The sequence below is a fragment of the Streptomyces sp. NPDC048420 genome (assembly GCF_040651535.1).
Classification (GTDB): domain Bacteria; phylum Actinomycetota; class Actinomycetes; order Streptomycetales; family Streptomycetaceae; genus Streptomyces.
This window is the reverse complement of sequence record NZ_JBEZKG010000052.1, coordinates 1-24,067: the sequence shown is the minus strand read 5'-3', so window position 1 is coordinate 24,067 and position 24,067 is coordinate 1. Positions and strand designations below refer to the sequence as shown.

General features: G+C 69.2%; 19 protein-coding genes and 3 pseudogenes. 8 read left to right on the top strand and 14 right to left on the bottom strand.

Annotation, left to right across the window (positions count from 1 at the left end; translation table 11 throughout):
• Positions 1-209: 209 nt before the first annotated feature.
• Positions 210-872, bottom strand: coding sequence for a leishmanolysin-related zinc metalloendopeptidase (locus tag AB0D34_RS45660; protein WP_362673755.1), 663 nt, complete (start codon positions 870-872; stop codon positions 210-212).
• A 158-nt stretch (positions 873-1,030) separates the two neighbouring features.
• Here AB0D34_RS45660 and AB0D34_RS45655 point away from each other — a divergent pair, with 158 nt between their 5' ends.
• Both AB0D34_RS45655 and AB0D34_RS45650 read left to right on the top strand, forming a co-directional pair.
• Positions 1,031-1,813, top strand: a complete 783-nt coding sequence (locus AB0D34_RS45655; RefSeq protein WP_362673753.1) for a hypothetical protein — start codon at positions 1,031-1,033, stop codon at positions 1,811-1,813.
• 197 nt (positions 1,814-2,010) lie between these two features.
• Positions 2,011-2,160, top strand: a pseudogene (locus AB0D34_RS45650) (IS5/IS1182 family transposase); the annotation flags it as partial.
• On the opposite strand, the gene AB0D34_RS45645 reads toward AB0D34_RS45650, so the two are convergent.
• The gene (locus AB0D34_RS45645) at positions 2,149-2,337 is read right to left on the bottom strand and encodes a hypothetical protein (RefSeq protein WP_362673771.1); all 189 of its coding nucleotides are present in this window, start codon (positions 2,335-2,337) and stop codon (positions 2,149-2,151) included. The pseudogene AB0D34_RS45650 and the gene AB0D34_RS45645 overlap by 12 nt on opposite strands.
• 586 nt (positions 2,338-2,923) lie before the next feature.
• Between AB0D34_RS45645 and AB0D34_RS45640 the strand changes: the two genes are divergently transcribed.
• Positions 2,924-3,856 (top strand): aldo/keto reductase, encoded by a 933-nt coding sequence (locus AB0D34_RS45640; RefSeq protein ID WP_362673751.1) that lies wholly within the window; start codon positions 2,924-2,926, stop codon positions 3,854-3,856.
• Here the strand turns inward: AB0D34_RS45640 and AB0D34_RS45635 are convergent.
• Together AB0D34_RS45635 and AB0D34_RS45630 are read right to left on the bottom strand one after the other, a co-directional pair.
• Positions 3,853-4,059: pseudogene (locus AB0D34_RS45635) on the bottom strand (IS5/IS1182 family transposase); the annotation flags it as partial. The gene AB0D34_RS45640 and the pseudogene AB0D34_RS45635 sit on opposite strands and share 4 nt — an antisense overlap.
• A 762-nt stretch (positions 4,060-4,821) precedes the next feature.
• Entirely contained in the window at positions 4,822-5,202 is a 381-nt protein-coding gene (locus AB0D34_RS45630; RefSeq protein ID WP_362673748.1) for a helix-turn-helix domain-containing protein, read from the bottom strand.
• Between the two features lie 111 nt (positions 5,203-5,313).
• On the opposite strand from AB0D34_RS45630, the gene AB0D34_RS45625 reads away from it, so the two are divergent.
• On the top strand, positions 5,314-5,721 hold the full coding sequence (locus AB0D34_RS45625; protein ID WP_362673746.1) for a RidA family protein: 408 nt from the start codon (positions 5,314-5,316) through the stop codon (positions 5,719-5,721).
• Between the two features lie 165 nt (positions 5,722-5,886).
• On the opposite strand, the gene AB0D34_RS45620 is transcribed toward AB0D34_RS45625, so the two are convergent.
• A complete protein-coding gene (locus AB0D34_RS45620) occupies positions 5,887-7,317 on the bottom strand; it encodes an endo-1,4-beta-xylanase (protein ID WP_362673767.1) in 1,431 nt (476 codons plus the stop codon).
• 375 nt (positions 7,318-7,692) lie between these two features.
• On the opposite strand from AB0D34_RS45620, the gene AB0D34_RS45615 reads away from it, so the two are divergent.
• Positions 7,693-9,159: a non-reducing end alpha-L-arabinofuranosidase family hydrolase gene (locus AB0D34_RS45615; RefSeq protein WP_362673743.1), complete on the top strand. Its 1,467-nt coding sequence runs from the start codon at positions 7,693-7,695 to the stop codon at positions 9,157-9,159.
• A gap of 110 nt (positions 9,160-9,269) precedes the next feature.
• Here the strand turns inward: AB0D34_RS45615 and AB0D34_RS45610 are convergent, their stop codons facing one another.
• The 6 genes and pseudogenes from AB0D34_RS45610 to AB0D34_RS45585 all read right to left on the bottom strand — a co-directional run bounded on the left by AB0D34_RS45610 (position 9,270) and on the right by AB0D34_RS45585 (position 18,019).
• Complete coding sequence (locus AB0D34_RS45610) at positions 9,270-11,390, bottom strand: PQQ-dependent sugar dehydrogenase (RefSeq protein ID WP_362673740.1); 2,121 nt, start codon at positions 11,388-11,390, stop codon at positions 9,270-9,272.
• A 144-nt stretch (positions 11,391-11,534) separates the two neighbouring features.
• On the bottom strand, positions 11,535-12,698 hold the full coding sequence (locus tag AB0D34_RS45605) for a sugar phosphate isomerase/epimerase family protein (protein WP_362673737.1): 1,164 nt from the start codon (positions 12,696-12,698) through the stop codon (positions 11,535-11,537).
• Positions 12,699-12,978: 280 nt separating this feature from the next.
• Positions 12,979-13,935, bottom strand: a complete 957-nt coding sequence (locus tag AB0D34_RS45600) for an SCO3242 family prenyltransferase (protein ID WP_362673764.1) — start codon at positions 13,933-13,935, stop codon at positions 12,979-12,981.
• 131 nt (positions 13,936-14,066) lie between these two features.
• The gene (locus AB0D34_RS45595; protein ID WP_362673735.1) at positions 14,067-15,218 is read right to left on the bottom strand and encodes an inositol-3-phosphate synthase; all 1,152 of its coding nucleotides are present in this window, start codon (positions 15,216-15,218) and stop codon (positions 14,067-14,069) included.
• A 472-nt stretch (positions 15,219-15,690) separates the two neighbouring features.
• Positions 15,691-16,287 (bottom strand): annotated as a pseudogene (locus AB0D34_RS45590) (sugar phosphate isomerase/epimerase family protein); the annotation flags it as partial.
• Positions 16,288-16,552: 265 nt separating this feature from the next.
• Positions 16,553-18,019: an MFS transporter gene (locus AB0D34_RS45585; protein WP_362673732.1), complete on the bottom strand. Its 1,467-nt coding sequence runs from the start codon at positions 18,017-18,019 to the stop codon at positions 16,553-16,555.
• Positions 18,020-18,172: 153 nt separating this feature from the next.
• Between AB0D34_RS45585 and AB0D34_RS45580 the strand changes: the two genes are divergently transcribed.
• Positions 18,173-18,820, top strand: a complete 648-nt coding sequence (locus AB0D34_RS45580) for a TetR family transcriptional regulator (RefSeq protein WP_362673761.1) — start codon at positions 18,173-18,175, stop codon at positions 18,818-18,820.
• Positions 18,821-19,117: 297 nt separating this feature from the next.
• On the opposite strand, the gene AB0D34_RS45575 is transcribed toward AB0D34_RS45580, so the two are convergent.
• The gene (locus tag AB0D34_RS45575) at positions 19,118-20,236 is read right to left on the bottom strand and encodes an acyl-CoA desaturase (protein WP_362673729.1); all 1,119 of its coding nucleotides are present in this window, start codon (positions 20,234-20,236) and stop codon (positions 19,118-19,120) included.
• A 7-nt stretch (positions 20,237-20,243) separates the two neighbouring features.
• Positions 20,244-21,299: a ferredoxin reductase gene (locus AB0D34_RS45570; protein ID WP_362673727.1), complete on the bottom strand. Its 1,056-nt coding sequence runs from the start codon at positions 21,297-21,299 to the stop codon at positions 20,244-20,246.
• A gap of 87 nt (positions 21,300-21,386) precedes the next feature.
• Between AB0D34_RS45570 and AB0D34_RS45565 the strand changes: the two genes are divergently transcribed.
• Positions 21,387-22,526 carry a helix-turn-helix domain-containing protein gene (locus AB0D34_RS45565; protein ID WP_362673725.1) on the top strand — a complete coding sequence of 380 codons (1,140 nt, stop codon included), beginning with the start codon at positions 21,387-21,389 and terminating at the stop codon, positions 22,524-22,526.
• 499 nt (positions 22,527-23,025) lie between these two features.
• Here the strand turns inward: AB0D34_RS45565 and AB0D34_RS45560 are convergent, their stop codons facing one another.
• On the bottom strand, positions 23,026-23,379 hold the full coding sequence (locus AB0D34_RS45560; protein WP_362673724.1) for a VOC family protein: 354 nt from the start codon (positions 23,377-23,379) through the stop codon (positions 23,026-23,028).
• Positions 23,380-23,696: 317 nt separating this feature from the next.
• Here AB0D34_RS45560 and AB0D34_RS45555 point away from each other — a divergent pair, with 317 nt between their 5' ends.
• Positions 23,697-23,963, top strand: coding sequence for a hypothetical protein (locus AB0D34_RS45555; RefSeq protein WP_362673721.1), 267 nt, complete (start codon positions 23,697-23,699; stop codon positions 23,961-23,963).
• Positions 23,964-24,067 lie beyond the last annotated feature (104 nt).

Genomic DNA, 24,067 nt, shown 5'->3' with positions numbered 1-24,067 from the left:
CGGCCGGTCGTGGCGGGCGCCCCCGGCGGGGCCCCCGGGCGACTCGGTCGTGTACCCCCCCCCCCCCCCCCCCCCCGCGACCGGCGCGCGGGGCTGTACGCGCGCCACGGCATGGTCTGCACCACGCCGTGGACATCTGGCAGGCCGTCCTGCGATGACCGAGTGCCGGAAGAGGCCCGCCACGTGCGGACCTCTTCGGGCGGGGCCGCCTACGGTGTCGCGGCGGGAAGCCGCGTCGGCACCACCGGGAGCATCATGCCGTCACCGAGCGGCGCCGTGTGCGGCACGAGGGCGCCCTCCCTGGCGATCTGGAGCAGGTTCGGCAGTGTGTAGGGTTCGGCCCCCTCGAGGTCGACCTGGTAGCCGAGGTCTCCGAGGCTCGCCGCGGTCATCCGGCTCAGCGGGTTCCCGGCCCCGGAGATGAACGGCGACATGAGTTCGGTCACGAAGACCGCCTCACGCCAGTGGCTGTCCTGGGTACCGGGCCCGCCGAAGTTGGCAACCGATACCGGCATCGGGTCCTCCTCACCGAGGAGCGCGGCGAACTCAGCCATCGCGCCGACGCCGACGAAGGTGGGGTTCTGGGTGCCGGCGCCCTTGAGGAGGTCGAATGCCGTCCACAGGGTGCCGACACCCAGGACGTGGCCCATCTCGTGCGTGATCACGTCGACGAGCGTGCCGTCCGCTTCCATCTGCGCGAGATCGGCGGAGTCGAACCGCATCACGCCCTTCGCCGGCAGGAACGCACCGAACTGCGCGGATTCGTCGCGGAAGTCGGTGGGACCGGCCATCCCCAGTACCCGGCCGGGACCGTCGATGGTGACCCCTTCGGCTTCGAGCCCCGGCACCCGGTGCCGTCGCCGCGCCGGCACCGGCTCCCGAGCGGGCTGCCGCGCACGCGGGCCTGCGTGCCCGGGACGGCGCGTTCGGCGGCGACCGGCACCTGGTCTTCCTGCACGGTCGTTCCCAGGAGGGCAAGGATCCCGAGAAACTGCGCCGCGATTGGGGGGCCGGGCTCAACCAGGGGCTCGTGCGGGCGGGGCTTGCTCCCGTCGACCCGGCGGACGTCTGGTTCCCCTACTACGGTGACCGGCTGGCGCAGGCCCTCACCGCGCACGAAGCCGTCCCCCACGTGGTCGAGGCGCCGAGCGCCTCTGCCGCGGAGGTGGTCGCGCCCTCCGCTCCGTCGGCCCGCGCGGTGTACGAGGAGATCATCGGCGAGGCGGCCCTGAAGTGGAACATGCCGCAGGAGCGGCAACTGGCCACCGAGGGCCTCGGCCTGGGCGACCTCGTCGGTGCCCTGCAGAAGAAGCTGAGCTGGCTGGCCGCCCGGAGCGACGTCGATGCCTGGGCCATCGCCCTGATCTTCCGCGACGTGGCCGCGTACCTCGACGACGCCCGGCCCGTCCGGGAGGAGGTCCTGGACTGTGTGCTCGAGGCGGTGCCGGACTCGGGCGAGGTAGTCCTCGTCAGTCACAGCCTGGGCACGGTCGTCGCCCTGGACCTCACCACCCGGCTGTCCCCCGGCGTCAGCGTCGTCCATCTGACCACGGCCGGCAGTCCCCTCGGCCTGGACAGTGTCTACAGCAGGCTCCTCGTGGGCGGGCCGAAGCGTCCCGACGTGGTCGCGGACTGGTCCAACGTGTGGTGCCCCAACGACGCGGTCGCCATCGGCTGCCCGCTGGCCGACGACTGGGCGGACGGTCTGGCAGACCTCGCCGTCATCAACGCCCGCGACCGGGCCCACAGCATCGTGGAGTACCTCTCCCACACCGAGGTCGCCCGGTCGATCGGCAATCGCCTCGCGCTCTGAAACGGCCCTGACACCATGCCTGGTGATGCTCCGTCAGCCTTTCAGGGGCAGCCCGGGCCAGGGGTCGGCGTAGTGGCAGTCGTAGATCACCTCGTTCCCCCTTGGTTCTGCGTCGCGCGGTACCGGCCGATGACGAAACCGCCCAGTGAAATTCCGGCGCGTAAGTCCGGGCTCCGCAGTGGTGGAACGATCTTGATGTGGCAGCAGTGATCGCGGCGTCGGAGCCGTCCTGGATAGCCCCGTTCACCGGGCTGAACCCGCGCGCTTTCCGCAAGCTGATCACGATGCTGCGCCGCGAGGGGTCCGAAGTGCTGCGGCCGGGACGCCCATGGTCGCTACCGCTCGATCCAGCGGGCGAGGTAGGCGGGCCAGTCCGCGAGCAGGTTGGCGAGCTTGTCCAGCCCGAACAGGATCGGCGCCACCGTGAAGGCGGCGCGCAGGATCGCGAACGCCTGATGGCCGGGGTCGCTGAGCAGGGCGCGCCGCGGAGCGGCGGATGCGGGGCTTGCGGTCGCGGAGGACATGATGACCTCTCCTACTGCGCGGCGTGGTCCATGGGCTGGGCGAGAGCGGTTATACGGCCCACCTCTCGCCCAGCCCGGCCCGGTGCTGTGTCCGGCTGGAGCCCGTCGCCTGATCATCCCCGCTCATGTCCGCCTGCGCAGTTCGATGGCCAGCAGGTGCCCACCACGAGGTCGATGAGGAGAGCCAGGGCGAAGGCGGTCAGGGTGTCGCCGCCGAGGACTGCCAGAAGGTCCTTGCGGCAGGCCGCGAACCCGGTGAGCTGATGTCGGGTATGGGCTATGACGACATGTCGCCCTCCGCATGGCACAGATCCATTCACATCCCACAGTTCTCAATACCAGAACCAACAGATGTTGGATTTCCAGATCGGCAATTTCTAGAGTGAACACGTGAGCACCGCGCACTCGCCAATACGGGAGTTGCTCGACGCGGGTGTCGTCATGATGGCCGGCATCTCAAGCGTCGGCATCGGACAGATCGACGTAGCTCGGGAATTCGCGCTCGCGCCCGCCGTCATTCCGATCCCCGGGGCCTCGCGCTCCGCCAGCATCCGCGACTCCGCGGCCGATCCAGCGAAAGAGTCACATGAAGACCTTCACCCTGCCCGGCACCGACATGGTGGTCCCCAATGTCGTCCTCGGACTGATGCGCATCCAGGAGATGACCGACGACGCGGTGCGCAGGCTCGTGAACACCGCGCGCGACGCCGGCATCACGTTCCTCGATCACGCCGACGTCTACGGCTCGGACGACCACGGTTGCGAACGCCGGTTCACTGAAGCCATGAAGCTCAGCTCGTCGGAGCGTGAGCAGTTCGTCATTCAGTCGAAGGCCGGCATCGTCAAGGACGGGCCGTACTTCGACTTCTCTCACCACCACATCATCGAGTCCGTGAACGGTTCACTCCGGGCCCTGGACACGGACTATCTCGACATCCTGCTGCTGCACCGTCCCGACGCCCTCGTCGAGCCGGAGGAGGTGGCCCGCGCATTCGACGAGCTGTCGGCGGCAGGCAAAGTACGCGCCTTCGGCGTCTCCAACCAGACCCCCCGACAAATCGACCTGCTGCGCAAGCACGTGACGCAGCCCATCGTGGCGAACCAGATGCAGCTGTCGATCACTCACGCCCCGATGATCGCGCAGGGCGTCGCCGCGAACATGCAGGGCCTCGATCAGTCGGTCGTACGTGACGACGGAATCGTCGACTACTGCCGCCTGCACGACATCACCATCCAGGCGTGGTCGCCTTTCCAGGCGGGATTCTTCGACGGTCCGTTCCTCGGTTCCGAACGCTTCCCCGAGTTGAACGCGGTGATCGACCGGCTGAGCGACAAGTACGGCGTACCGGCCGAGGCGATCGCAGTCGCCTGGATCACGCGCCATCCCGCGCAGATGCAGGTCGTGCTCGGCACGACCACGCCAGAACGGGTCAAGGCCGCCGCGCTTGGTTCCGACATCCCGCTCACCCGATCCGAATGGTACGAACTGTTCCGCGCCGCCGGATACAAAGTGCCCTAGGTTCTCTGCCTCTTTGGTTGGCGCCGGGTCCAGATGAGGATGCCTGCGAGGTGGAATGCGGCCTGGTAGGCGATCGCGAGCTTGTCGGTTCGTGTGGCCAGGCCGCGCCACTGTTCGAGGCGTTTGATGCACCGCTCGGCGGTGTTCCGCTGCTGGTATGCCTCTGCGTCAAAGGCGGGTGACCGGCCACCGAGTGGGCCTCGCCGCAGGCGGTGACCGACGTGGTCGGAGGGCTGCGGTCGGCCAGGACAAGGAGCGGCCGGACCCATGGCCTGTGGTCTCGGTGAAGGCGAGGGCCGGGCGGCCGTCTGCGCCCGGGTGAACCTGGTGCTTGGCCCGCCGCGGGAGCGTCCGAGCGCTTGATCCGCACAGGCACCCCCAGCACCGAGAGCCCATCGGCCTTGCCATGGCGTGGCCAAGGCGACGACGGACAGCGGCGCGGCACCGACGGCGAGGCCGGAGCCGTGGTGATTGCCACCGAGGGATGCGTCGTTGAGGCACGCGCGTGCCTGTACGGCGACGACCTGCGACGCTGTCTCATCAGCCAGCACGTCACCGCCAACCGAGAGGGACACATCGCCGAGGACGTACGCGACACCAACGCCCACCGGTCGGTGCTCGGTGGCCGACACACCTGCCTGGCGAAACGGGACCTCTCCCTCGCCACTCCGCAGGAAGCCGGACAGGGCGTCCAAACCGCCGCGCACAAGGACCGCCGGGCGGCGGAGATCCGCGTGGCAACGGTCGACGGCGAGTGCGGACGGGATCAGCGACTGCTCGCCACCGCGGTGACTCTGGAAGGGAACCGGCTCGCAGAAACCGCTCCCGAACTCACCGGCTGGACAAGAGAGTTCCGGTCCCGGCGGCTGTCCGCACTGCCCACGGCAGGGGAGCTGATCCGGGCGGAGTCACGCAGGCCGGAACACGGGACTCGAACCCCTTCCCGTCAGCCCGTGCAACAGCCGTCAGGCGTCGAAGCGGTGGCGAGCGGTCTCGATATGCACGAAGTAGCGGTGCGTCCAGTCGCACATTCCGTCGACGGTTGCGCGCAGGCCCTGCCCCGGCTCGGTGAGGGTGTACTCGACACGCGGCGGGACGGTGGGGTGCACGTTTCTCTCGACCAGGCCGTTGCGCTCCAGCATGCGCAGGTTCTGGGTGAGCATCTTGTGGCTGATGCCCTCGATCTCGTTGCGCAGTTCGGTGAAGCGCAGGGTGCGCTCACCGAGGGTCTCGATGATCAGGAACGCCCACTTGTTGGCGACGTCGGAGAAGATCTCTCGCGCCAACGAGTCCGCGCGCCGGAAGTCTGCTGCCTCGGACAGGCCTTTGATCTCGTTGGTCACCATCAGGTTCCCCAGTCACTGAAAAGTGCGTTCTTCCATGTCAGCACTCACTCTCCTACGGTTCCTGAGTAACCACAAGAGACCAAAGGCGCTCAGGACAAGGAGACAGACAGCATGGCCATCAACCTGGTGAATCCGAGTGGGTTGCCCAAGATCGATGTCTACCGGCAGGTGTCGATCGCAACCGGGTCGAAGCTGGTCTTCGTCGCCGGTCAGGTCGCCTGGGATGCCGAGGGGACCACGGTCGGCGAGGGCGATCTCGCCGCGCAGGTCGAGCAGTGCTACCTCAACATCGGCACCGCCCTCGCCGGGGCCGGCGGCTCCTTCGCCGATGTGGCGAAACTGACCTTCTACGTCGTCGACTGGACCCCCGACAAGATGCCCCGGCTCTTGGAGGGCATCTCCCGCGCGTCCGCAAAGCTGGGCATCACCCCGATCCCGCCGGCGACGCTACTGGGCGTTGCGGCCCTCGACGTCCCCGACCATCTGGTCGAGATCGAAGCCACCGCGATCCTCGACTGACAGATGCCCCGCGACCATGCGCCGAACTCGACTGCACTGCGGTCGAGTTGACGACACGGTCGACCCAGGATGGCGAGCTGTCATGTTGCCCTGAAGTGTGAGGGAGGCCGGGAAGGCCCCACGTCATGCCTTCATCGATGTCCCCTTGGCCAGTCGCCGGGCTCATCAGGTGCGGGTCCAGCGTTGGTTGCCGCCGTTCGAGCAGGAGTAGAGCTGGATCAGGGTGCCGTTGGCGGTGCCGTTCGAGGCGGCGTCGAGGCAGAGGCCGGACTGGACGCCGACGATGGATCCGTCGGAGTTGAGGCGCCACTTCTGGTTGTCGCCGCCCCAGCAGCTGTAGATCTGGACTTTGGTGCCGTTGCCGGCGCCGGCGGCGTCCAGGCACTTGTTGCCGTAGACCCTGAGTTCGCTCGCGGCGGTGTACGTCCATTGCTGGTTGGTGCCGTTGTTGCAGTCCCACAGTTGGAGCTGGGTGCCGTCGGTGGTGCTGGTGTTGGGGACGTCCAGGCAGCGGCCCGAACCGACGCCCTTGATCGTCCCGGACTCCGAAGGGGGCGTGGAGGTACCGCCGTTGAGTGCGTTGAGTACGGCGGCGTAGGCGGGCTTCTTGCTGCCGTCGCCGTTGAACAACAGCGGTGTCTGCTCCGCTCGCCAGGAGTCGGTGTCGCGCACACCCCACACGGTGATGCCGAGGCAGCGCGAGACGGCCAGGCAGTCCTTGGTCACGTCGGCGTAGGTCGTGGCCGGGGCTCCCTGGATGTCGAGTTCCGTGATGGCCACGTCGACGCCGAGGGCGGCGAAGTTCTGCAGGGTGGTGCGGAAGTTGCTGTTGTAGGGGCTGCCGCTGTTGAAGTGCGACTGGAAGCCGACGCAGTCGATCGGCACGCCGCGCTGCTTGAAGTCCCGGACCATGGCGTACATGGCCTGGGTCTTGGCCCAGGTCCAGTTCTCGACGTTGTAGTCGTTGTAGCAGAGCTTGGCGGCGGGGTCGGCGGCGCGCGCGACGCGGAAGGCGACCTCGATCCAGTCGTTACCGGTGCGCTGCAGGTTGGAGTCCCGCCGGGCTCCCGAACTGCCGTCGGCGAAGGCCTCGTTCACGACGTCCCACTGGGCGATCTTGCCCTTGTAGTGGCCCATCACGCCGTTGATGTGGTCGATCATCGCCTGGCGCAGGGTGCTGCCGCTGAGGCTCTGCATCCAGCCGGGCTGTTGGGAGTGCCAGGCCAGGGTGTGTCCGCGGACCTGCTTGCCGTTCTGCACGGCCCAGTTGTAGACGCGGTCACCGGCGGTGAAGTTGAACTGGCCCCGCTGCGGTTCGGTGGCGTCGATCTTCATCTCGTTCTCGGCCGTCACCGAGTTGAACTCACGGCTCGCGATCGTCGTGTACGCAGAGTCGCCCAGTTTGCCCGAGGCGATGGCGGTGCCGAAGTAGCGGCCGCTCTGCGCCGCAGCGGCACCGAGCGTGCTCTCGGCAGCGTGTGCGGCCGACGGCGTCACCAGCGCGGCGACCACACCGAGGACGCCGATGAGCAACGCCGGCAGCAGACTGCGGCTCCTCCGGTGGACTTCGGGTCTGGGCAGGGCGTACGAACCCATGGCTGTGCCTCCAAAAATGGACATCACGGAATGATGGGAGCGCAGGGCCGGATTTCCTTCGGTGGGTGACGACCACGCGGTTCGAAATCTCGAAAGTCGGTCGTCTCTCGGACACGGAAGATTGAGCGATTGACGGTGGATCGTCAATAGATTTCGCAAAGAAAGTTTCAATCTTGGCTTCGAAACATTCGACGCCCCACAGTCCCAGCCGCCACTGCTGACGACACCACAAGACGAGGAGCTGTTTGCAGACAGAACGGTGACAGGCCTTGACCGAGGGACGCCTCATTTCTAGCTTGTGGCATCGAAGGATCCGCGGACTTGTCGAATGTTTCGGTAAGTCCGCCCCATCCCCGCCTTCATGGAGGCCCTCAGATGCGGTTACGCCACCCGCCCACGGTCCCGCTCAGACGCCTGCTCGCCGTCCTCGCGCCGCTCCTGCTCGTGGCCACCGTCCTCGGCGCTCAACCCGCCGACGCGGCGACCGTCGACCCCAACGCCTCGTATGTGCTGGTCAACCGCAACAGCGGCAAGGCACTCGATGTCTACAACATGGCCACCACCGACGGCGCCCGCATCACTCAGTGGGCCAGGAACGATCAGGTCCAGCAGCAGTGGCAGTTCGTCGATTCCGGGGGTGGCTACTACCGCCTCAAGTCCCGGCACTCGGGCAAGGTGCTGGACCTGTACAACTGGTCCACCGCGAACGGCGGCTCGATCGTCCAGTGGGCCGACCTGAACGCCACCAACCAGCAGTGGCGGCTGGCCGACAGCTCGGACGGCTACGTCAGGCTGATCTCGCGCCACACCGACAAGGCCCTCGAAGTGCAGGGCGCGTCCACCGCCGACAACGCGAACATCGTCCAGTACGACGACTGGGGCGGCGCCAACCAGCAGTGGCAGCTCGTCAAGGTCGGCGCCGACACACCCAGCGCGTGCGACCTTCCCTCGGCCTACCGCTGGACATCCACAGGTGCGCTGGCGCAGCCCAAGGCCGGGTGGGTCTCGCTCAAGGACTTCACCGTCGTGCCGTACAACGGCAGGCAGCTCGTCTACGCGACGACCCACGACACGGGGACACGCTGGGGCTCGATGAACTTCAGCCCGTTCTCCAACTGGTCGGACATGGCCTCGGCGAGCCAGAACACGATGTCGGCCTCCACCGTCGCACCCACGCTGCTCTACTTCGCCCCCAAGAACATCTGGGTGCTCGCCTACCAGTGGGGCGGGACCGCCTTCTCGTACCGGACATCGAGCGACCCCACCAACCCGAACGGCTGGTCATCCCAGCAGGTGCTCTTCTCCGGGAGCATCTCCGGCTCGGGAACAGGGCCCATCGACCAGACGCTCATCGGCGACGGGACGAACATGTACCTGTTCTTCGCCGGTGACAACGGCAAGATCTACCGGGCAAGCATGCCGATCGGGAACTTCCCGGGCAGCTTCGGCGCGACCTCCACCGTGGTCATGAGCGACACGACGAACAACCTGTTCGAAGCCCCGCAGGTCTACAAGCTGCAAGGCCAGAACCGCTACCTCATGATCGTCGAGGCGATCGGCTCGCAGGGCCGCTACTTCCGCTCCTTCACGGCCACCAGTCTGAACGGCACATGGACACCTCAGGCCGCGACCGAGAGCAACCCCTTCGCCGGCAAGGCCAACAGTGGCGCCGCCTGGACCAACGACATCAGCCACGGCGAACTGATCCGCACCGGCCCGGACCAGACCATGACCGTCGACCCCTGCAATCTGCAGTTGCTCTACCAGGGCCGCAGCCCAAACTCCGGCGGCGACTACGGCCTCCTGCCCTACCGCCCGGGACTGCTGACACTCCAGCGCTGATCGCAGCTCCCGTATGGACCCGGCCTGGGCGGGCTCGGCGGAAGGCCGAGCACGCCCACGAACGGGGCGCCCTGGAAGGGGCGCCCCGTCGGTGGTGTCGTCGCTACCGGTCAGTCGGCCGGTGTCAGGGCGACCTCGGCGCTGCCCGAGAGGGACGGCAGGCCGGCCGGGGGTGTGTCGGTGTAGGTGGCGTTGAAGACCGCCTTGAGGTTGTCCGAGCCGGAGTGGCCGCCGTCCACGAAGGTCTTGAACGATCCGGAGCAGCCGTTACTCGTCGACAGCGGGTGGCCGTGCGAGTCGTGGCCGAGGATGAACGAGACGCTGACCTTCGCGCAGTCCACCGGCTGGTCGTCCGTGACGGTGACCTGCCAGGTGACCGTGTCACCCCAGTGGAAGGGGGTGCCGCCGTGCGGGGCCGGGTCGGTGGTGAGCGAGACGACCGGTGCCTTGTTGCCTACGACGACGGGGACGGAGGCAGAGGCCGAACGCCCGGTGCTGTCGGTGACCTTCAGCGTGGCGTCGTAGACCCCGTTCTTGGTGAACGTGTGCGTCGGGTTCGCCTCCCTGGAGTCGACCGTGCCGTCGGCGTCGAAGTCCCAGGCGTAGCGCAGGGCGTCGCCGTCGGCGTCCTTCGTGCCGGCGCTGGAGAACTTGACGGTCAGCGGGCTGGTGCCGTTGACCACGTCCGCGGCGACCTTGGGCTCCGGGGTGCGGTTGCCTCGCGTGAAGTCGATGCGGGAGAGCTGGGCCTCGGGCAGCTCCGCGAAGTACCCGGTGCCGTACTCGAGGACGTACAGCGCGCCGTCCGGGCCGAACTCGGCGTCGATCGGGCCGTCCGTCTTGATCGTGGGGATCGCGTCCTCGATCTTGAGGACCTGGTTCTTCTTGCCGAGGGTGATGGCCTTCATCTGGTCGCGGGTCCACTCGTAGAAGAGCGGCTTGCCGTCGAAGTACGAAGGCCAGCGGTTCTGGGCCTTGTTGCGGTGGTCGTACTGGTAGACCGGGCCGCCCATGGGGCCGATGCCACCCGTGCCGAGCTCCGGGAACTCCGCCGACGCCCCGTAGCCGTACACGATCTCCGCGTCCTCGACCGGGGGCAGCACGCTGCGGCCGGTGTTGTGACGTGAGTCGTTGACCGGCTTGGCGCAGTCGAAGGCGCCGCTCGACTTCTGGGTGGCGAAGTCGTAGTCCTGGTACGGCATCTTCTGGGTCACGCAGAACGGCCAGCCGTAGTTGGCGGGGCGGTCGATGACCATCCAGCGGCCCTGGCCGGCGGGGCCGCGGCCCGGGTTGGCGCTCTGGGCGTCGGGCGAGTAGTCGCCGACGTAGACCTCGCCGGTCTTGTCGTCGACGCCGAAGCGGAAGGGGTTACGCAGGCCCATGGCGTAGATCTCGGAGCGGGTCTTCGCGGTGCCCGGCGCGAAGAGGTTGCCCCGCGGTATCTGGTATCCGCCGCCGGGCTTGACCTGGATGCGCAGGACCTTGCCGCGCAGGTCGTTGGTGTTGCCCGCGGTGCGCCGCGCGTCGTAGGCCGGGTTGCGGTCGGGGCGGTCGTCGAGCGGGGCGTAGCCGTCGGAGGAGAACGGGTTGGAGTCGTCGCCGGTCGACAGGAACAGCGTGCCCTTGCGGTCGAAGTCGATCTTGCCACCGACGTGGCAGCAGATGCCACGGTCGGCCGGTACGTCGATGACCTTCTGCTCGGTGGCGAAGTCGAGCTTGTTGCCCACGAGTTTGAACCGCGACAGCCGGGTGACACCCTTGTACTTGGCGAAGTCCGCGTCGGTTCCGAACTGTGGTGCGTCGCCTTCGTTGACCCCTGGGGTGGCGGGGTCGTCCATGGGGGTGTCGAGGCGGGGCGAGTAGTAGAGGTAGACCCAGTGGTTCTTGGCGAAGCCGGGGTCGACGGCGATGCCCTGGACGCCTTCTTCGTCGTGCTGGTAGAGCCCGGCGGGGCTCTTCTTCATGTCGGCGGCAAGGAAGTTGACGCCGCTCTTGGGGTCGTGGATGCGGACCTCTCCGGTGCGCGCCGTGTGCAGCACCCGCCGGTCGGGGAGGACGGCGAGGGCCATGGGCTCGCCCGGGCGGTCGTTGAGGGTGACTTTCTGGAAGTCCGACGTGGTCGGCGGTGCGGGGTCCGGTTTGGCTGCCTGCGCCGGGGAGAGGGGCAGGAGCCCGACGGCTCCGGCCAGGGCGGCGGCCCCCAGGAGGGTGACGATCCGTCTGTTGCGCACTCAGAACTCCTTCGGTCTGATCGGCGGCCGCGGAGAGGGTCCGCGGCCGCCGACCGTTGCAGGGTGCGGGCGGGTCAAGACCCAGGCACGCTCCGTACGTTGGGCATCGGAGCGCCCTGTATGGGCAAGTCGGGTGACGCTCCGTCAGCGGCGGGCGCGCAGGGCCGCGAGGTTGTCGTAGCCGATGCGGGCGAAGTCCAGGGACTGGCCGGGAACCGTCGTGCTGGGCGCGTTGTCCTGCTCGACCATCGGGTTGCGGTAGTTCTTGGCTCCCACGCGGGTGAAGAACCGCCGGTAGTCGATGTCACCGGTGCCGAACGGCACCATGTCGTAGCCCAGGCCGCTCTGCGGATTGACGACGCCGTCCTTGGCGTGGAACAGCGGGAACCGGGTGCTGTTGCGCTCGACGAGTGCGGCCGGGTCGAAGACGCGCTCGCGCCGGGAGCCGTCGTGGGCGGTGTAGGTGTGGAACTTGTACTGGGCCACGTGCGCCCAGAAGACGTCCAGCTCCAGATACACGCTCTTGCGGTCCGTCACCTTCAGGAAGTACTCCAGCTTCCGGATACCGGAGCTGCGGGTCGGCCGCCCCTGCGCGTCGAGCGGGCCGCCGTCGAGCAGGAAGTCGTAGGCGCTGTCGTGGTTGTGGGTGTAGAGCTTGATGCCCTCGCGGCAGGCGATGGCGCCCAGGGTGTTCCACTTCTGCGCGGCGACGTCCCAGTCGGCCCGGTAGGGGGTGTTGGTGGGGTCGGCGCCGGTCCCCATGTGCTCCATGCCGAGGATGTTGGCGATCTCCAGCCAGCGCTTGAAGGTGTCCCGGTCGGCCGGCGTCAACGGCCAGGACGGCGGGATGTAGCCGTGGCTGCCCTGCGCCCGCAGGCCGTGGTCGTCGAGCCAGGAGCGCAGCAGTTTCGCGCCCTGGACCGTGCCCAGGTCGGCGCCGCCGGGGGCGTTGGCGTGCTGGCCGTACCCGGCGAACTCCACCTGGCGGTAGCCGAACCGCGACAGCTGCTTGAACACCTCACGGAAGCCGGAAGGCAGGTCGGAGGCCAGCGGGTCGCGGCCGATCGCGTCCCGGACGGTGTAGAGGATGATGCCGCGCTTGTGCGGCGGGACCAGGGCGGCACGGCCGTGGTCATGGCCGCCGGCGTGTGATCTGTCCTGAGCCAGGGCGGGCGCGGCGCCGAAGACCGGGGCCGCGATCGCCGCCCCGGTGACGGCCGTGCAGGTGCTGAGGAAGCGGCGGCGGCTGACGCCGAGTGTGCGGCGCAGGGAGTCGCCGGTGACGGCTTCGTCGTTGAACGCGGTCACAGTGGTTCTCTCTTTCGTCGTCGCGGTGCTGCGGGTGCCGTGCGGCTTCCGCCTCCGGCGGGGCAGGCGAGCCACAGGAGAAGGAACTTCACTTCGGTGGCCGCTCCACGGCCGGATACTGCGCGGGGGGGTGGTGAACAGGACGAGCGGACGCCAGTCGTCGCTCGTGGGGCGGTGGCGGGGCTCTTCTGCTGCCGCCGCTTTGGTACGTCGCTGAGTTCCCGGATGTACCAGCGGGCCGCGAGGTCGGGGGCGAGCGGGTCCAGGGGCACGTGTGTGCTCATGTGGGGCTCACCTTCCGTGCGAGCGCGCGGGCCATGGGTGCGAGTCCCAGCACGGCCAGCGGGGTCACGCGCGCACCGGATCGGGCGGCGAGCGCGGCCTGGAGCGGGATCACGGCGCGGATCCCGCCGCCGACGGCTCGCTGTGTGAGCGGCGCGGACGGGTTGAGGGCGGCGTGCAGGTAGGGAAGGGCGGAGGTACGGACGTAGGCGGCGGCCGCCAGTGCCGCAAGGGGCCGTGCCGTGGCACGTGTGTGTGCCAGTAACAGGCCGAGCGTCGTCGTTGCGCCGAGAGCGGCGAGCGGTGTGCGCGTGGAGCCCCCGTACGCCTCGTGCCGGGAGACGGCGGTGACGGTGTAGGTGTGGGCGGCCAGCGCGGCGGCGGGTGTCCCGATGCGCAGAACGGCACCGGGGGTAACGGAATGCCTGGCTTGAGGGACCGTCAGGGACGCGAGCTTCGCGCTCTCGGTCACGGGCGGGCGGTCGGGCTCGGCTGGCTTTTGCCCGTAGGGCACCGACATGGTGGCCGTGGCACCGAGGACGAGGTCCAGGGCGCGGGCCGCCGCCATCCCCGCCGGGGCCGCGGGGGTGTGCTTCAGCCGGAGATCGTACGCCCAGACGGTGGCGGCCAGTGCCGACGCCACCGCGAGTGCGGGGCGCCCGGCGCGGGCGGCGAGCGTGAGTCCGGCCGCGGTCAGGAGCCCGGCCGCCCCCAGCGCCGCCGCAGGCGGGATACGGCCGGAGGGAATGGGCCGATGAGGGCGCTCGACGGCGTCCTCGTCGCGGTCGGCCCAGTCGTTGAGCGCCATGCCCGCCTCGTAGAGGCACAGCGAGGCGCCCACCGCGTACGCCGTACCCCGGCCGGGCCGCATACCTGTGGCGGCGGCGCCGGCGAGCGCGTCGCCGGGCACGGTGAACAGCGCGGAGACGCGCAGCAGTTCGGCCCAGTCGCGCAGTCGTGCCCGTAGCCCGCGCCCCGCCGGGGGGCTCGCGGGGGCCTGGTCCTCGCCGGGTGGGGCGGGCTTCCGGGTGCACGCCGCGGCGGGTGGGGCGAGGGTGGCCCTCCGGGTCGCCAGGAACGAGCGGATCACCGCGCCTCCCGCAGTCGGTCGGCGAACGACAGCAGCACGGAGAACTGTTCCGAGAGACCCGACGGGCCCCCGTCGGGGTCCTTGAAGTAGAAGCCGAGCTCAGTGAGCGGGCCGGACAGGCCCACCTCGTGGGCGCGGGCGACCAGGCGGGCCAGGTCCAGGACGAGCGGTGCGGCCAGGGCCGAGTCGCAGCCCTGCCAGATGGTCTGCAGGATCATGCGCGAGCCGAGGAAGCCCTCGAAGGCGATGTGGTCCCAGGCGGTCTTCCAGTCGCCGAGCACCGGTACGTCGTCGATGTGCACCTCGCCCTGCGGTGTGTGCCCGAGCGTGTCGGCCAGGACGCGTTCCTTGCCGGCGTTCTTGGCCGCGGCCGCGCCCGGATCGGCCAGGGCCGCCCCGTCACCGCCGCCCAGCAGATTGGTGCCGGACCAGGCGCGGACCTCCAGGGCGCGCTGGACGAACATCGGGGCGAGCACCGCGCGCAACAGGGTCTGGCCGGTCTTGCCGTCACGGCCCGCGTGGGGCAGGGCGCCGGCCGCAGCGGCGGCTGTCAGGGCCGGGGTGCGCAACCCGGTGGACGGCGTGAAGTTGACGTAGGGGCAGCCGGCCCGCACGGCGGCGGCCGCGTAGAGGGAGCTGGGTGGCAGCCGTACGGCGTCGGGCGCGGGCAGCGGCTCGGTGGAGGAGACGTTGACGACGACCACACGTGCCAGTGCGTTGCGCACACGGAACGAGACGAGGTCGGCCGCGAAGTCGGCGATGCGCTCCTCGTCGCTTCGCGTGTCGCCCGGGAGGGGGCCGCCCAGCCGTATCTCCTCGTCTGCGGCCTGGAGTTCGGCGCGCACGGCGGGGACGAGCCCGTGCGGCAGGACGCCCGCGTCGGTGAGGTGTTCGGCCCGCTTGGGCAGCGGACTGTGGGCGGTGTCGTGACCGCCGAAGACGAGTGCGGGCAGCGGCGGCAGGCCGCTCCCGTCGAATGGGGCGGTCTCGGTCACCATGCCGGTCGGCGGCCGCAGTTGGGCGGCGACGGCCGCGCATCCGGCGACGGCGGTGGTGGCGACCGATCCGCGCGCTCCGACGAACCAGACACCGGTGCGTGCGGTCCGCCCGCCGGTCTCGGGCTCCGATCCGTTCCCGTCGTTCTTCACGGGCTGCCTCCCTGCCATGTCGATGTTCCGATGTGGTTGGAGGACGGTGGGCGGGGCCACGAGGGCTCCGCCCACCGTCGGCATTGGGACGGCTTTGGCCGCGGCCCGGAGAGCTGCTCCGTGTTGTGCGCGGTCGCGGCGTGCGAGGGGGCGGCAAGGGGCCGCCGCTGAGGAGTGCGCGGTGCCTGAGGGTTCTTGGCCCTGCGCTGTGCAGGACCGTCCTCGGTTGGTCGGCCGCACGAGGGTGCTCATACGGCCTGAACGGGTCGTCAGCTGCGAACCACTGTGTGGTTCCTGTGCACGAAGGGACCGTAGCCCCGTTCGTCCTTGGCCGGAACCCCTTGCGCAGCGAAACGGCTAACTTCCTCCAGAGTCAGGACAAAGCTGAGAGTGGGCAGGCCGGGTCAGCCCGGCGGCTTCCCCTTACGGTCTGTCAGCACCGGGCCGATTTGCGCCTCCTGCCGCGGAGCGCCTAGTTGTTGCCGCCTCCGAAGGCAGCGTCGAGGGAGGCCGACGGGGGCTCGAAGTCGTACTTCTTGAGGCTCTTCAGTGCCTCGGGTGCGCCCTGGAGGCGGTCCATGCCGGCGTCCTCCCACTCGACCGAGATCGGACCCTGGTAGTCGATGGAACGCAGCATGCGGAAGACGTCCTCCCAGGGCACGTCACCGTGGCCGGCGGAGACGAAGTCCCAGCCGCGGCGCGGGTCGCCCCAGGGCAGATGGGAGCCGAGGCGGCCGTTGCGGCCGTCCAGGCGCTTGCGGGCCTCTTTGCAGTCGACGTGGTAGATCCGGTCGCGGAAGTCCCACAGGAAGCCGACCGGGTCCAGGTCCTGCCACACGAAGTGCGAGGGGTCGAAGTTCAGCCCGAAGGCCGCTCGCCCGCCAACAGCTTCCAGCGCACGCTGAGTTGTCCAGTAGTCGTAGGCGATCTCGCTCGGGTGGACCTCGTGCGCGAAGCGCACGCCTTCCGCGTCGAACACGTCCAGGATGGGGTTCCAGCGGGCGGCGAAGTCCTCGTAGCCGCGCTCGATCATCGCCTCGGAGGCGGGCGGGAACATGGCCACCAGATGCCTACGCAGCCCGGCCCCTGCGCACGCCCGACGCCGAGTCGGCACCGACCACCGGCACCGGCCGGCCCGATGAAGCCTGGCCCTCCCCGCACCCACCCACCGGCCCTTACATCCTGAAACGTTGCTCCGAGAGAAGCCCACCAACACACGGTTGCCACACACCCCACCGCGACCCCGCCCCCCCCAGCACTCCACGGCACAGCCCTCACCGGCACACACCCGCAGGACGCCGGCTGAGCAGCCGCGCCGAGACGCGCGGGGCCGCTCAGTCGGCCTCCCCTGCGTGCTCCTGGACGGAGTGGGAGTCGGTGAGGCTCAGCGCGCCGCCTGCGGCGATCAGTGCGACGACGACGGCGAGCAGCGCGTACGTGACGCGCTCGCCGTGGAAGAACGACGCGATGAGGGCGCTGCTCCAGGTGCCGGCGGGCAGCTGGGTGGTGACGAGGGCGGCGATCAGGGTACCGACGACGGCGGTGCCGATGCTGGAGCCGACCTCCTGGGCGGTGTCGTTGAGGGCGGCGCCGATGGAGGTGCGGTTGCTCGGCATCGCGTCGACGAGGGCGACCGCGCAGATCGTCATCACGGTGCGCAGGCCCACGGTCATGAGGACCATGCAGACGGCGATGGCCACGTACCCGTGGCCGACGGCAACGGACAGGCCCGCGAGTGACCCGGCCAGGCAGGCGGCACCCACCAGACAGGCGATGCGGTGGCCGAAGCGGCGTGCGAGCCATTCCGACAGGGGCGTGGCGGTAAGCATCGTCACGATGATCGGCAGGTTGGCCAGGCCGGCCCGCACCGGGCTCCAGCCGTAGGCGTACTGGAAGTGGAGGATCAGCCCGAACATCACGCTGGCCATTGCGATGGACGTGCCGATCTGCGCGATGGCGGCGCCGCGGACCGTGCCGTTGGAGAAGAGTTTCAGGTCGAGCATGGGGGCCTTGCTGCGGCGCTCGTGCCGGACGAACGCGACCGCCGCCGCGAGGGCGCCGCCGATCGACGCGAGGGTGACGGCGGAGAGCCATCCGTGCTCGACACCGCTGGTCAGCGCGTAGCAGGCCAGTCCGATGGCGGCCACGCTGAGGGCGGCACCGGGGAGGTCGAGGGTGTCCTTGGTGAGGTCTTCGGGCCGGTCGGCGGGGACGCCGAGCCGGACACCGATGCAGGCGATCACGGCGATGGGGGCGTTCACGACGAGCAGCCACTCCCAACGGACATGGGCCAGGGCGGTGCCGCCGAGCAGAGGCCCCAGGACGAAGCCGGACATGCCCACGATGATCATCACGGTCATGGCCCGCATCCGCAGGTCCTTGTCCTCGAACAGGCGGAAGACCAGTGAGTTCGTGATCGGGGCCATCGCCGCGGCGGCTATGCCGAGTGCGGCTCGCAGGGCGATGAGCTGGCCGGCTGTGGAGACGAGGACGACGCAGACACTGAGCGAGCCGAAGACGGCGAGCCCGATGAGCAGGACGCGGCGCCGGCCGAGCCGGTCGGCCATGGATCCGGCGGTGAGCAGCAGTCCGCCGAAGGTCAGCGAGTAAGCGCCGGTGATCCATTGCAGGGCGGTCGTCCCGCCGCCGAGATCGCGGCCGATCGTGGGCAGGGCGATCGACAGCAGCGTGTTGTCGACCATTTCGACGAAGAAGGCCAGACAGAGCGCGGCGAGGGGAATCCAGGCCGCACGCAGGGACGGATAGGTGCGAGCAGGTGTGTGCAACGTTGCGGTGGTCATAACAAGCCCCGATCGAACAAGGTTCGGTTATCGAACGGCGTACGATGCGGTACGATAGAACAACGTTCGATGCGATGCAAGACGCGAAGGGATCACGCGGTGACACGCCAGCAGAGCCGCTCAGGCACGGGACGCCGACGGGCCTCGCACTCCATGGAATCGGTCCTGGCCGAGGCCGTGGCCCTGCTCGACGAGGCGGGAGCCGCCGCCCTGACCTTCCGCGCGCTGGCCCAGCGCCTGGGCGGCGGCGTCGCCAGCATCTACTGGTACGTCGCCAACAAGGACGAGCTCCTCGACCGGGCCGCCGACCACGCCATGGGTCCCGTCCTCAACGACGTCGACAAGCTCCCCCGCAGCGACGACCCCATCGACGACCTGCGCTCCATCGCCCTCACCCTGTTCGACGCGATCGTGCAACGCCCCTGGCTGAGCTCGTACTTCATGCGCAACACCAGCATCCAGACCCACACCCTGGGCCTGTACGAGAAACTCGGCCAGCAGACCCTCCGCCTCGACCTCACCCCGTCCCAGCGCTTCTACGCCGTGTCCGCCATCGTGGGGGTCGTCGTCGGCTCCGCCGCCGACCTCGGCCAGGAACCCACCCAGGACATGCTCGACGGCAACGTGGACCGCGACGCATACCTCCACCGCATCGCCCAGGACTGGCGCGACCTCGACCCCCGAGAATTCCCCTTCGTCCACGAGATCGCCGACGAGTTCGACGGCCACGACGACGCCGACCAGTTCCGCGCCGCCCTCGAACTCACCCTCACCGGCCTCCGCCTCCAGGCCGGAGCATGAGAACGGAAAGCCACGGGCCGCCTTCACGGGGGCCGATCACACCCCGTGAACAGCACCGGAAACCACCCCAGACCCCGGCGGGCCCAGGGCGATGCCGATGATGCTGCCGCGCTGGTCGAGGCACCAAGGCCACATACGGCCAGCCCGACTACGTCCGCACATACGTCAATGCCCGCGCCCCACAGCTGGTCCGGCTGCGGCGCGGGCATCGACGTATGTGCGGACGGTTCGGGGATTGTGGTCTGGCGGGCTGCCCCGGATCCTCGGGTCGTGACGGATCTGAACCAATGGGGGGTATCAGGCCGCGACGAGCTCCTGCTCGCGGTCCGGCGTTACGACCTTGGGCTTCTTGTTCGGCAGCGAGAGCCGGACGACCTTGCGCCACGCGGAGAACACCTGCTTGGGCAGCGGCCCGGTGACGTACTCCAGCTCGTACTTCTCGAACAGCGCGCGCACCTTCACCGCGACCTCGGCGTAGCGGTTGCTCGGCAGGTCAGGGAACAGGTGGTGCTCGATCTGGTGCGACAGGTTGCCGGTCATGAAGTGCATGGCCTTGCTGCCGCTGATGTTCGCCGAGCCCATCATCTGGCGCAGGTACCACTGGCCGCGCGTCTCCCCCTTGATCGACCGGCGCTCGAAGACCTGTACGCCCTCGGGGAAGTGCCCGCACATGATCACCGAGTGGGTCCAGAGGTTGCGGACCAGGTTCGCGGTGAACGTGGCGGCGAGCGTCGGGAGGAACGACGGGCCCGACAGCAGCGGGTGGATCACGTAGTCCTTGAGCACCTGCTTGCGGATCTTGCGGCCCACGGCCCTGGCACGCTCGCGGAACTCCGGGTTCTTGCGGCGGCGCTTGTTCAGGTTCTTGCCGAGCTCCAGGTCGTACGCTGCGATGCCGTACTCGAAGAAGCAGGCGTTGATGAAGTTCCACAGCGGCTGGCCGAGGTGGAAGGGGTGCCACTTCTGGTCCTCGTCGACGCGCATGATGCCGTAGCCGAGGTCGTTGTCCTTGCCGATCACGTTGGTGTACGTGTGGTGCAGCTCGTTGTGCGAGTGCTTCCACTGGTCGGCCGGCGAGACGTGGTCCCACTCCCAGGTGGTGGAGTGGATCTTCGGGTCCCGCATCCAGTCCCACTGACCGTGCAGGATGTTGTGGCCGATCTCCATGTTGTCCATGATCTTCGCCACGGACAGACCTGCGGTGCCGATCAGCCACGCGGGCGGGAAGAGCGAGAACAGCAGCACGCCCCTGCTGACCAGTTCGAGCTTGCGCTGAGCCGAGATGACCTTGCGGATGTAGGCGGCGTCCTTCTCGCCACGGCCGGCGATCACCTCGTCGCGGATCGCGTCCAGCTCGCGGCCGAGCTCCTCGATCTGCTGCGCGGTCAGGTGGGCGGTGGGGTCAATGGCGGTCAAAGTGCTCCTACCGTTCGAGGTCGCAGGGGCCCGCCGCGGCGGACACGCAGGTCTGGATGAGGACGCCCGGCTCCGCCTCGGTGATCTCGCCGGTGCGCAGGTCGCGGACGGCGCCCGCCTTGAGCGGCGTGATGCAGCCGAAGCAGATGCCCATGCGGCACCCGGAGGGCATGAGCACGCCGGCCTCCTCGCCGACGTCCAGCAAGGGCGTGGCGCCGTCCGCGTCGACGGTCTTGCCAGTGGTACTGAAGGTGACCTCGCCGCCGTCGCCGGCGACGACGATGCTGGGGCGGAAGCGTTCGGTGTGCAGGCGCTCCGGTACGCCGTGCTCGCTCCAGTGCTTTTCGGCGGCGTCGAGCAGGCCCGCGGGCCCGCAGGCCCAGGTCTCGCGCTCGGCCCAGTCGGGCACGAGTGCGTCGAGGCGGGCGATGTCGAGCATGCCGTCGGTATCGGTGTGCAGCTCGGTGAGACGCAGCTTCTTGTTCGCGACCAGGTCCTGCAGATCGTTGCGGAAGATCACGTCCTGCGGCCGTGGCGCGGAGTGGATCATGACGACATCGTCGAACTCGGTGTCGCGCAGCATGCCCATCACAGGCGTGATGCCGCTGCCGGCCGTCAGGTAGAGCACCTTGGCAGGCTTGGCCTGCGGCAGCACGAAGTCACCGGTCGGCTGGTCGAGCTGGATCAGCGTGCCCGGTGTCGCCCTGCGGACCAGGTGGTTGCTGACCTTGCCGTCCGGGATGGCCTTCACGGTGATCGTGACGCGGCCGTCCTGGCGGTTGGTCGGCGAGGTGATGGAGTAGGCACGCCACAGGCGCACCCCGTCGACGTCGACCCCGACCCGCACGTATTGACCGGCCGTGTGGCCGCGCCAGCCCCGTCCCGGTCTGATCACGATGGTCGCCGCGTCGCCCGTCTCGGGGTGTACGGCCTCGATGCGCCCCCGCAGGTCAGCGCCCGCTCGCAGCGGGCTGACCAGGTCGAGGTAGTCCGACGGCAGCAGCGGCGTCGTGACCATCTCGAGCAGTTTCCACGCCCTGCTGCGGAGGGCTGCACTCGTCATGACTCCAGCTTGCTGCGCCTCAAGGCGTAAAGTCCTGACCGCAGGATGTGAATCTGGTCGGCCGAATTGTTCGCAGGGAACAAAAACATGAGCCATGCAATCCAAAGGGCCAGCGAACTGGCCCTGGACGAGAGGACGGTCACCGCACTGCGGGCCGCGCTGAGGACCACCGCCGACGAGGTCGTCCAGGCGATCATCGACGAGGTCCCTCCCTACGCCAACGCCCTTTCGGGCAGCATGGGCGGCACCATCCGCCGAGCCGTCCGCACCGCCCTGGGGCACTACCTGGACCTCGCGAGCGGGAACGCCACAGGCGGCGACGCCGGTGACGCGGCCTACGAGCTGGGCCGCGGCGAGGTCCGGGACGGCCGTTCGATGGACGCCCTGCTCAGCGCCTACCGCGTCGGCGCCCGCGTGGCCTGGCGATGCCTGGCAGCGGGCGCCGTACCCGCAGGTCTGCCCGCCGCCGAGGTCGCCAAGTTCGCCGAGCTGACCTTCGCCTACATCGACGAGCTCTCCGCCGCGAGCGCCGCGGGCCACGCCGACGAACTGGCCGCCCAGGGCCGGGCCCAGGAGCGCCACCTGGAACACCTGGCCCGCGACCTCCTCGCCGGCGCGAGCCCGGACGTGCTGCTGGCCTCTGCTCAACGGGCCGGGTGGCAGCCTCCGGATTCGCTGACCGTGGTCCTGCTGCCCGCCGCCCAGGCCCGGCCCGCCTACCGCGCGCTCGACCCGAGCACCCTCGTCCTCGACGATCTGCCGGACGCCACCGGTGTGCTGCTCGTCCCCGACGCCGACCGATCACATCTCTTGCGGCAGCTGACCGACCGCACCGCCGTGGTCGGCCCGGCCCGGCCATGGACTCGTGCGTCCGCCTCATACGCACGAGCCGTACGCGCGCGCTCCCTCTCCTCTGATATTCGCGACACCGAGGACCACCTGCCCGAGCTGGTGCTGAGCGCCGACGCGGAGGCGTTCGCAGACCTGCGCGCCCGAGCCCTCGCCCCGTTGCGGACCTTGCCTGTCGCGACCGCGCGGCGGCTGGAGGAGACGTTGCGGGCCTGGCTGCTGCACCAGGGCAGGCGGGAAGAGGTGGCGGCGGCGTTGTTCGTCCACCCGCAGACCGTCCGGTACCGGATGTCGCAGCTGCGGGAGCTGTTTCCGGATCTCGCATCGCCGCACCGGGTCCTTGAACTGACGCTGGCGGTCGGTCTTCGGGTCGGCTGACGCGTTCTTCGACCGTCCGCGAGCGGCCCAGGAATCGTGAGGTCCCGATGACGACACGTACGCCACAACCGTCCTGTATGCCCGGCCCGCACCGTCGGGTGCGACGAGAACACTGTTCGCGGCGGCCGGTGCGCCGAGCCGACCGCCCGGTTCCGGTGGACCGTTCGCGGGTGGTCGTCCGCCGGGAGCCGGGTGTGCGCGTCGGCGAGCAGATCACCCGTGTCCCCGACAGGCTCCACAGCCGCACACGGACCCTGCCCATCCGGGTACAACGGATGCCCCGGCCTCTCGGGCCCGAGGCCCTGGACCTCGCCGCCTCCGGCAAGGTCGCCCACGAGAAGGTCGTCTCCCACGTCATCAACGGGAGAACCTGTCGGCCGCGCTACGCGAGAAGCACACCAAACCGGTCTTCGTCCGGGCCGACGGAAGAGCGGCGCGAAGGTGCAATGGCCCGTGCTCAGCGGGCAGAACGCACGAAACCTGACCGGTGTGCGTCCGGTCAGGCGGGCTGCCACAGCTCGATCCGGTTGCCCTCCGGATCGGTGACCCAGCCGAACCGGCCGACACCGTCCATGTCCTGGGTCTCCGCGGCCACGTCAGCCCCCTTCGCGCGCAACTGGGCGCGCATCGCGTCCAGGTCGCGGACCCGGAAGTTGAGCATGGTGCCCTGCATGCGGGAGCCGAAGTAGTCGGTCTCCGACTCGAACGTCGCGAACACCGTCGGGCCGGCCGTCTGGCGCCACAGACCGTTCTCGTCGGCGTCCAGACCCAGGCAGTCGCGGTACCAGGCACTCAGAGCCTCCGGATCGGTGGCCCGCAGGAAGTATCCGCCGATTCCAAGCACACGTTCCATGCCGTCATCGTGCCAGGAGAGCGCTGGGAGGGCCGGTCGGACGCCCCGGACGGTTCGGCCTGGGGCTCTGGGCGGCCGCACCTCTGACTGCCCCGCCACTGGGTTCGCGCCGGAATCCGGAAGCTGGATGGGCGCACGCTGCTTCCGGCCACCTTCCGTACCTGTCGCATCCCGACGGGGCGGCCGACGCGTTCGCCGAGGCAGTGGGGGGCGCCCCCAGTGGATGACGGACCCGCGGAGTCGGCCAGCGGGATACATCGGGTGTGTCGGTGAATTCGCATGCCGACCACGTTGCCGATAGACACCTACTCCGCGACTTGGCTGCCGGGGTGGGCCTGCTGGTGGGCGGCGCCGCGCTGACCTTGCCGCGGACCCCGCTCGCGGTCGCGGCCGCCGATCCGACGGACGGCTGGACCCAGACGTCCTTCACCTACAGCTGGCAGAAACCCTGGGACCTCGATCTGAGCGAACGGCACAGCTACAACGGCGGGGTCCACCGGATGTGGGTGTACGACACCGACGAGCCCTTCGCGAAGGGGAGTTCAACCGATCCGCGCACCGAGATGCGCTGGAAGGTCGACTAAAGGGTGTTACACAAGGCGGTGTTCGGGCAGGTCAGGGCCCATGATCGCGGTCTTCTGGTCATGATGCGAGGGCGAGGTTGTGCATGTGGGCGACGGCCTGGACG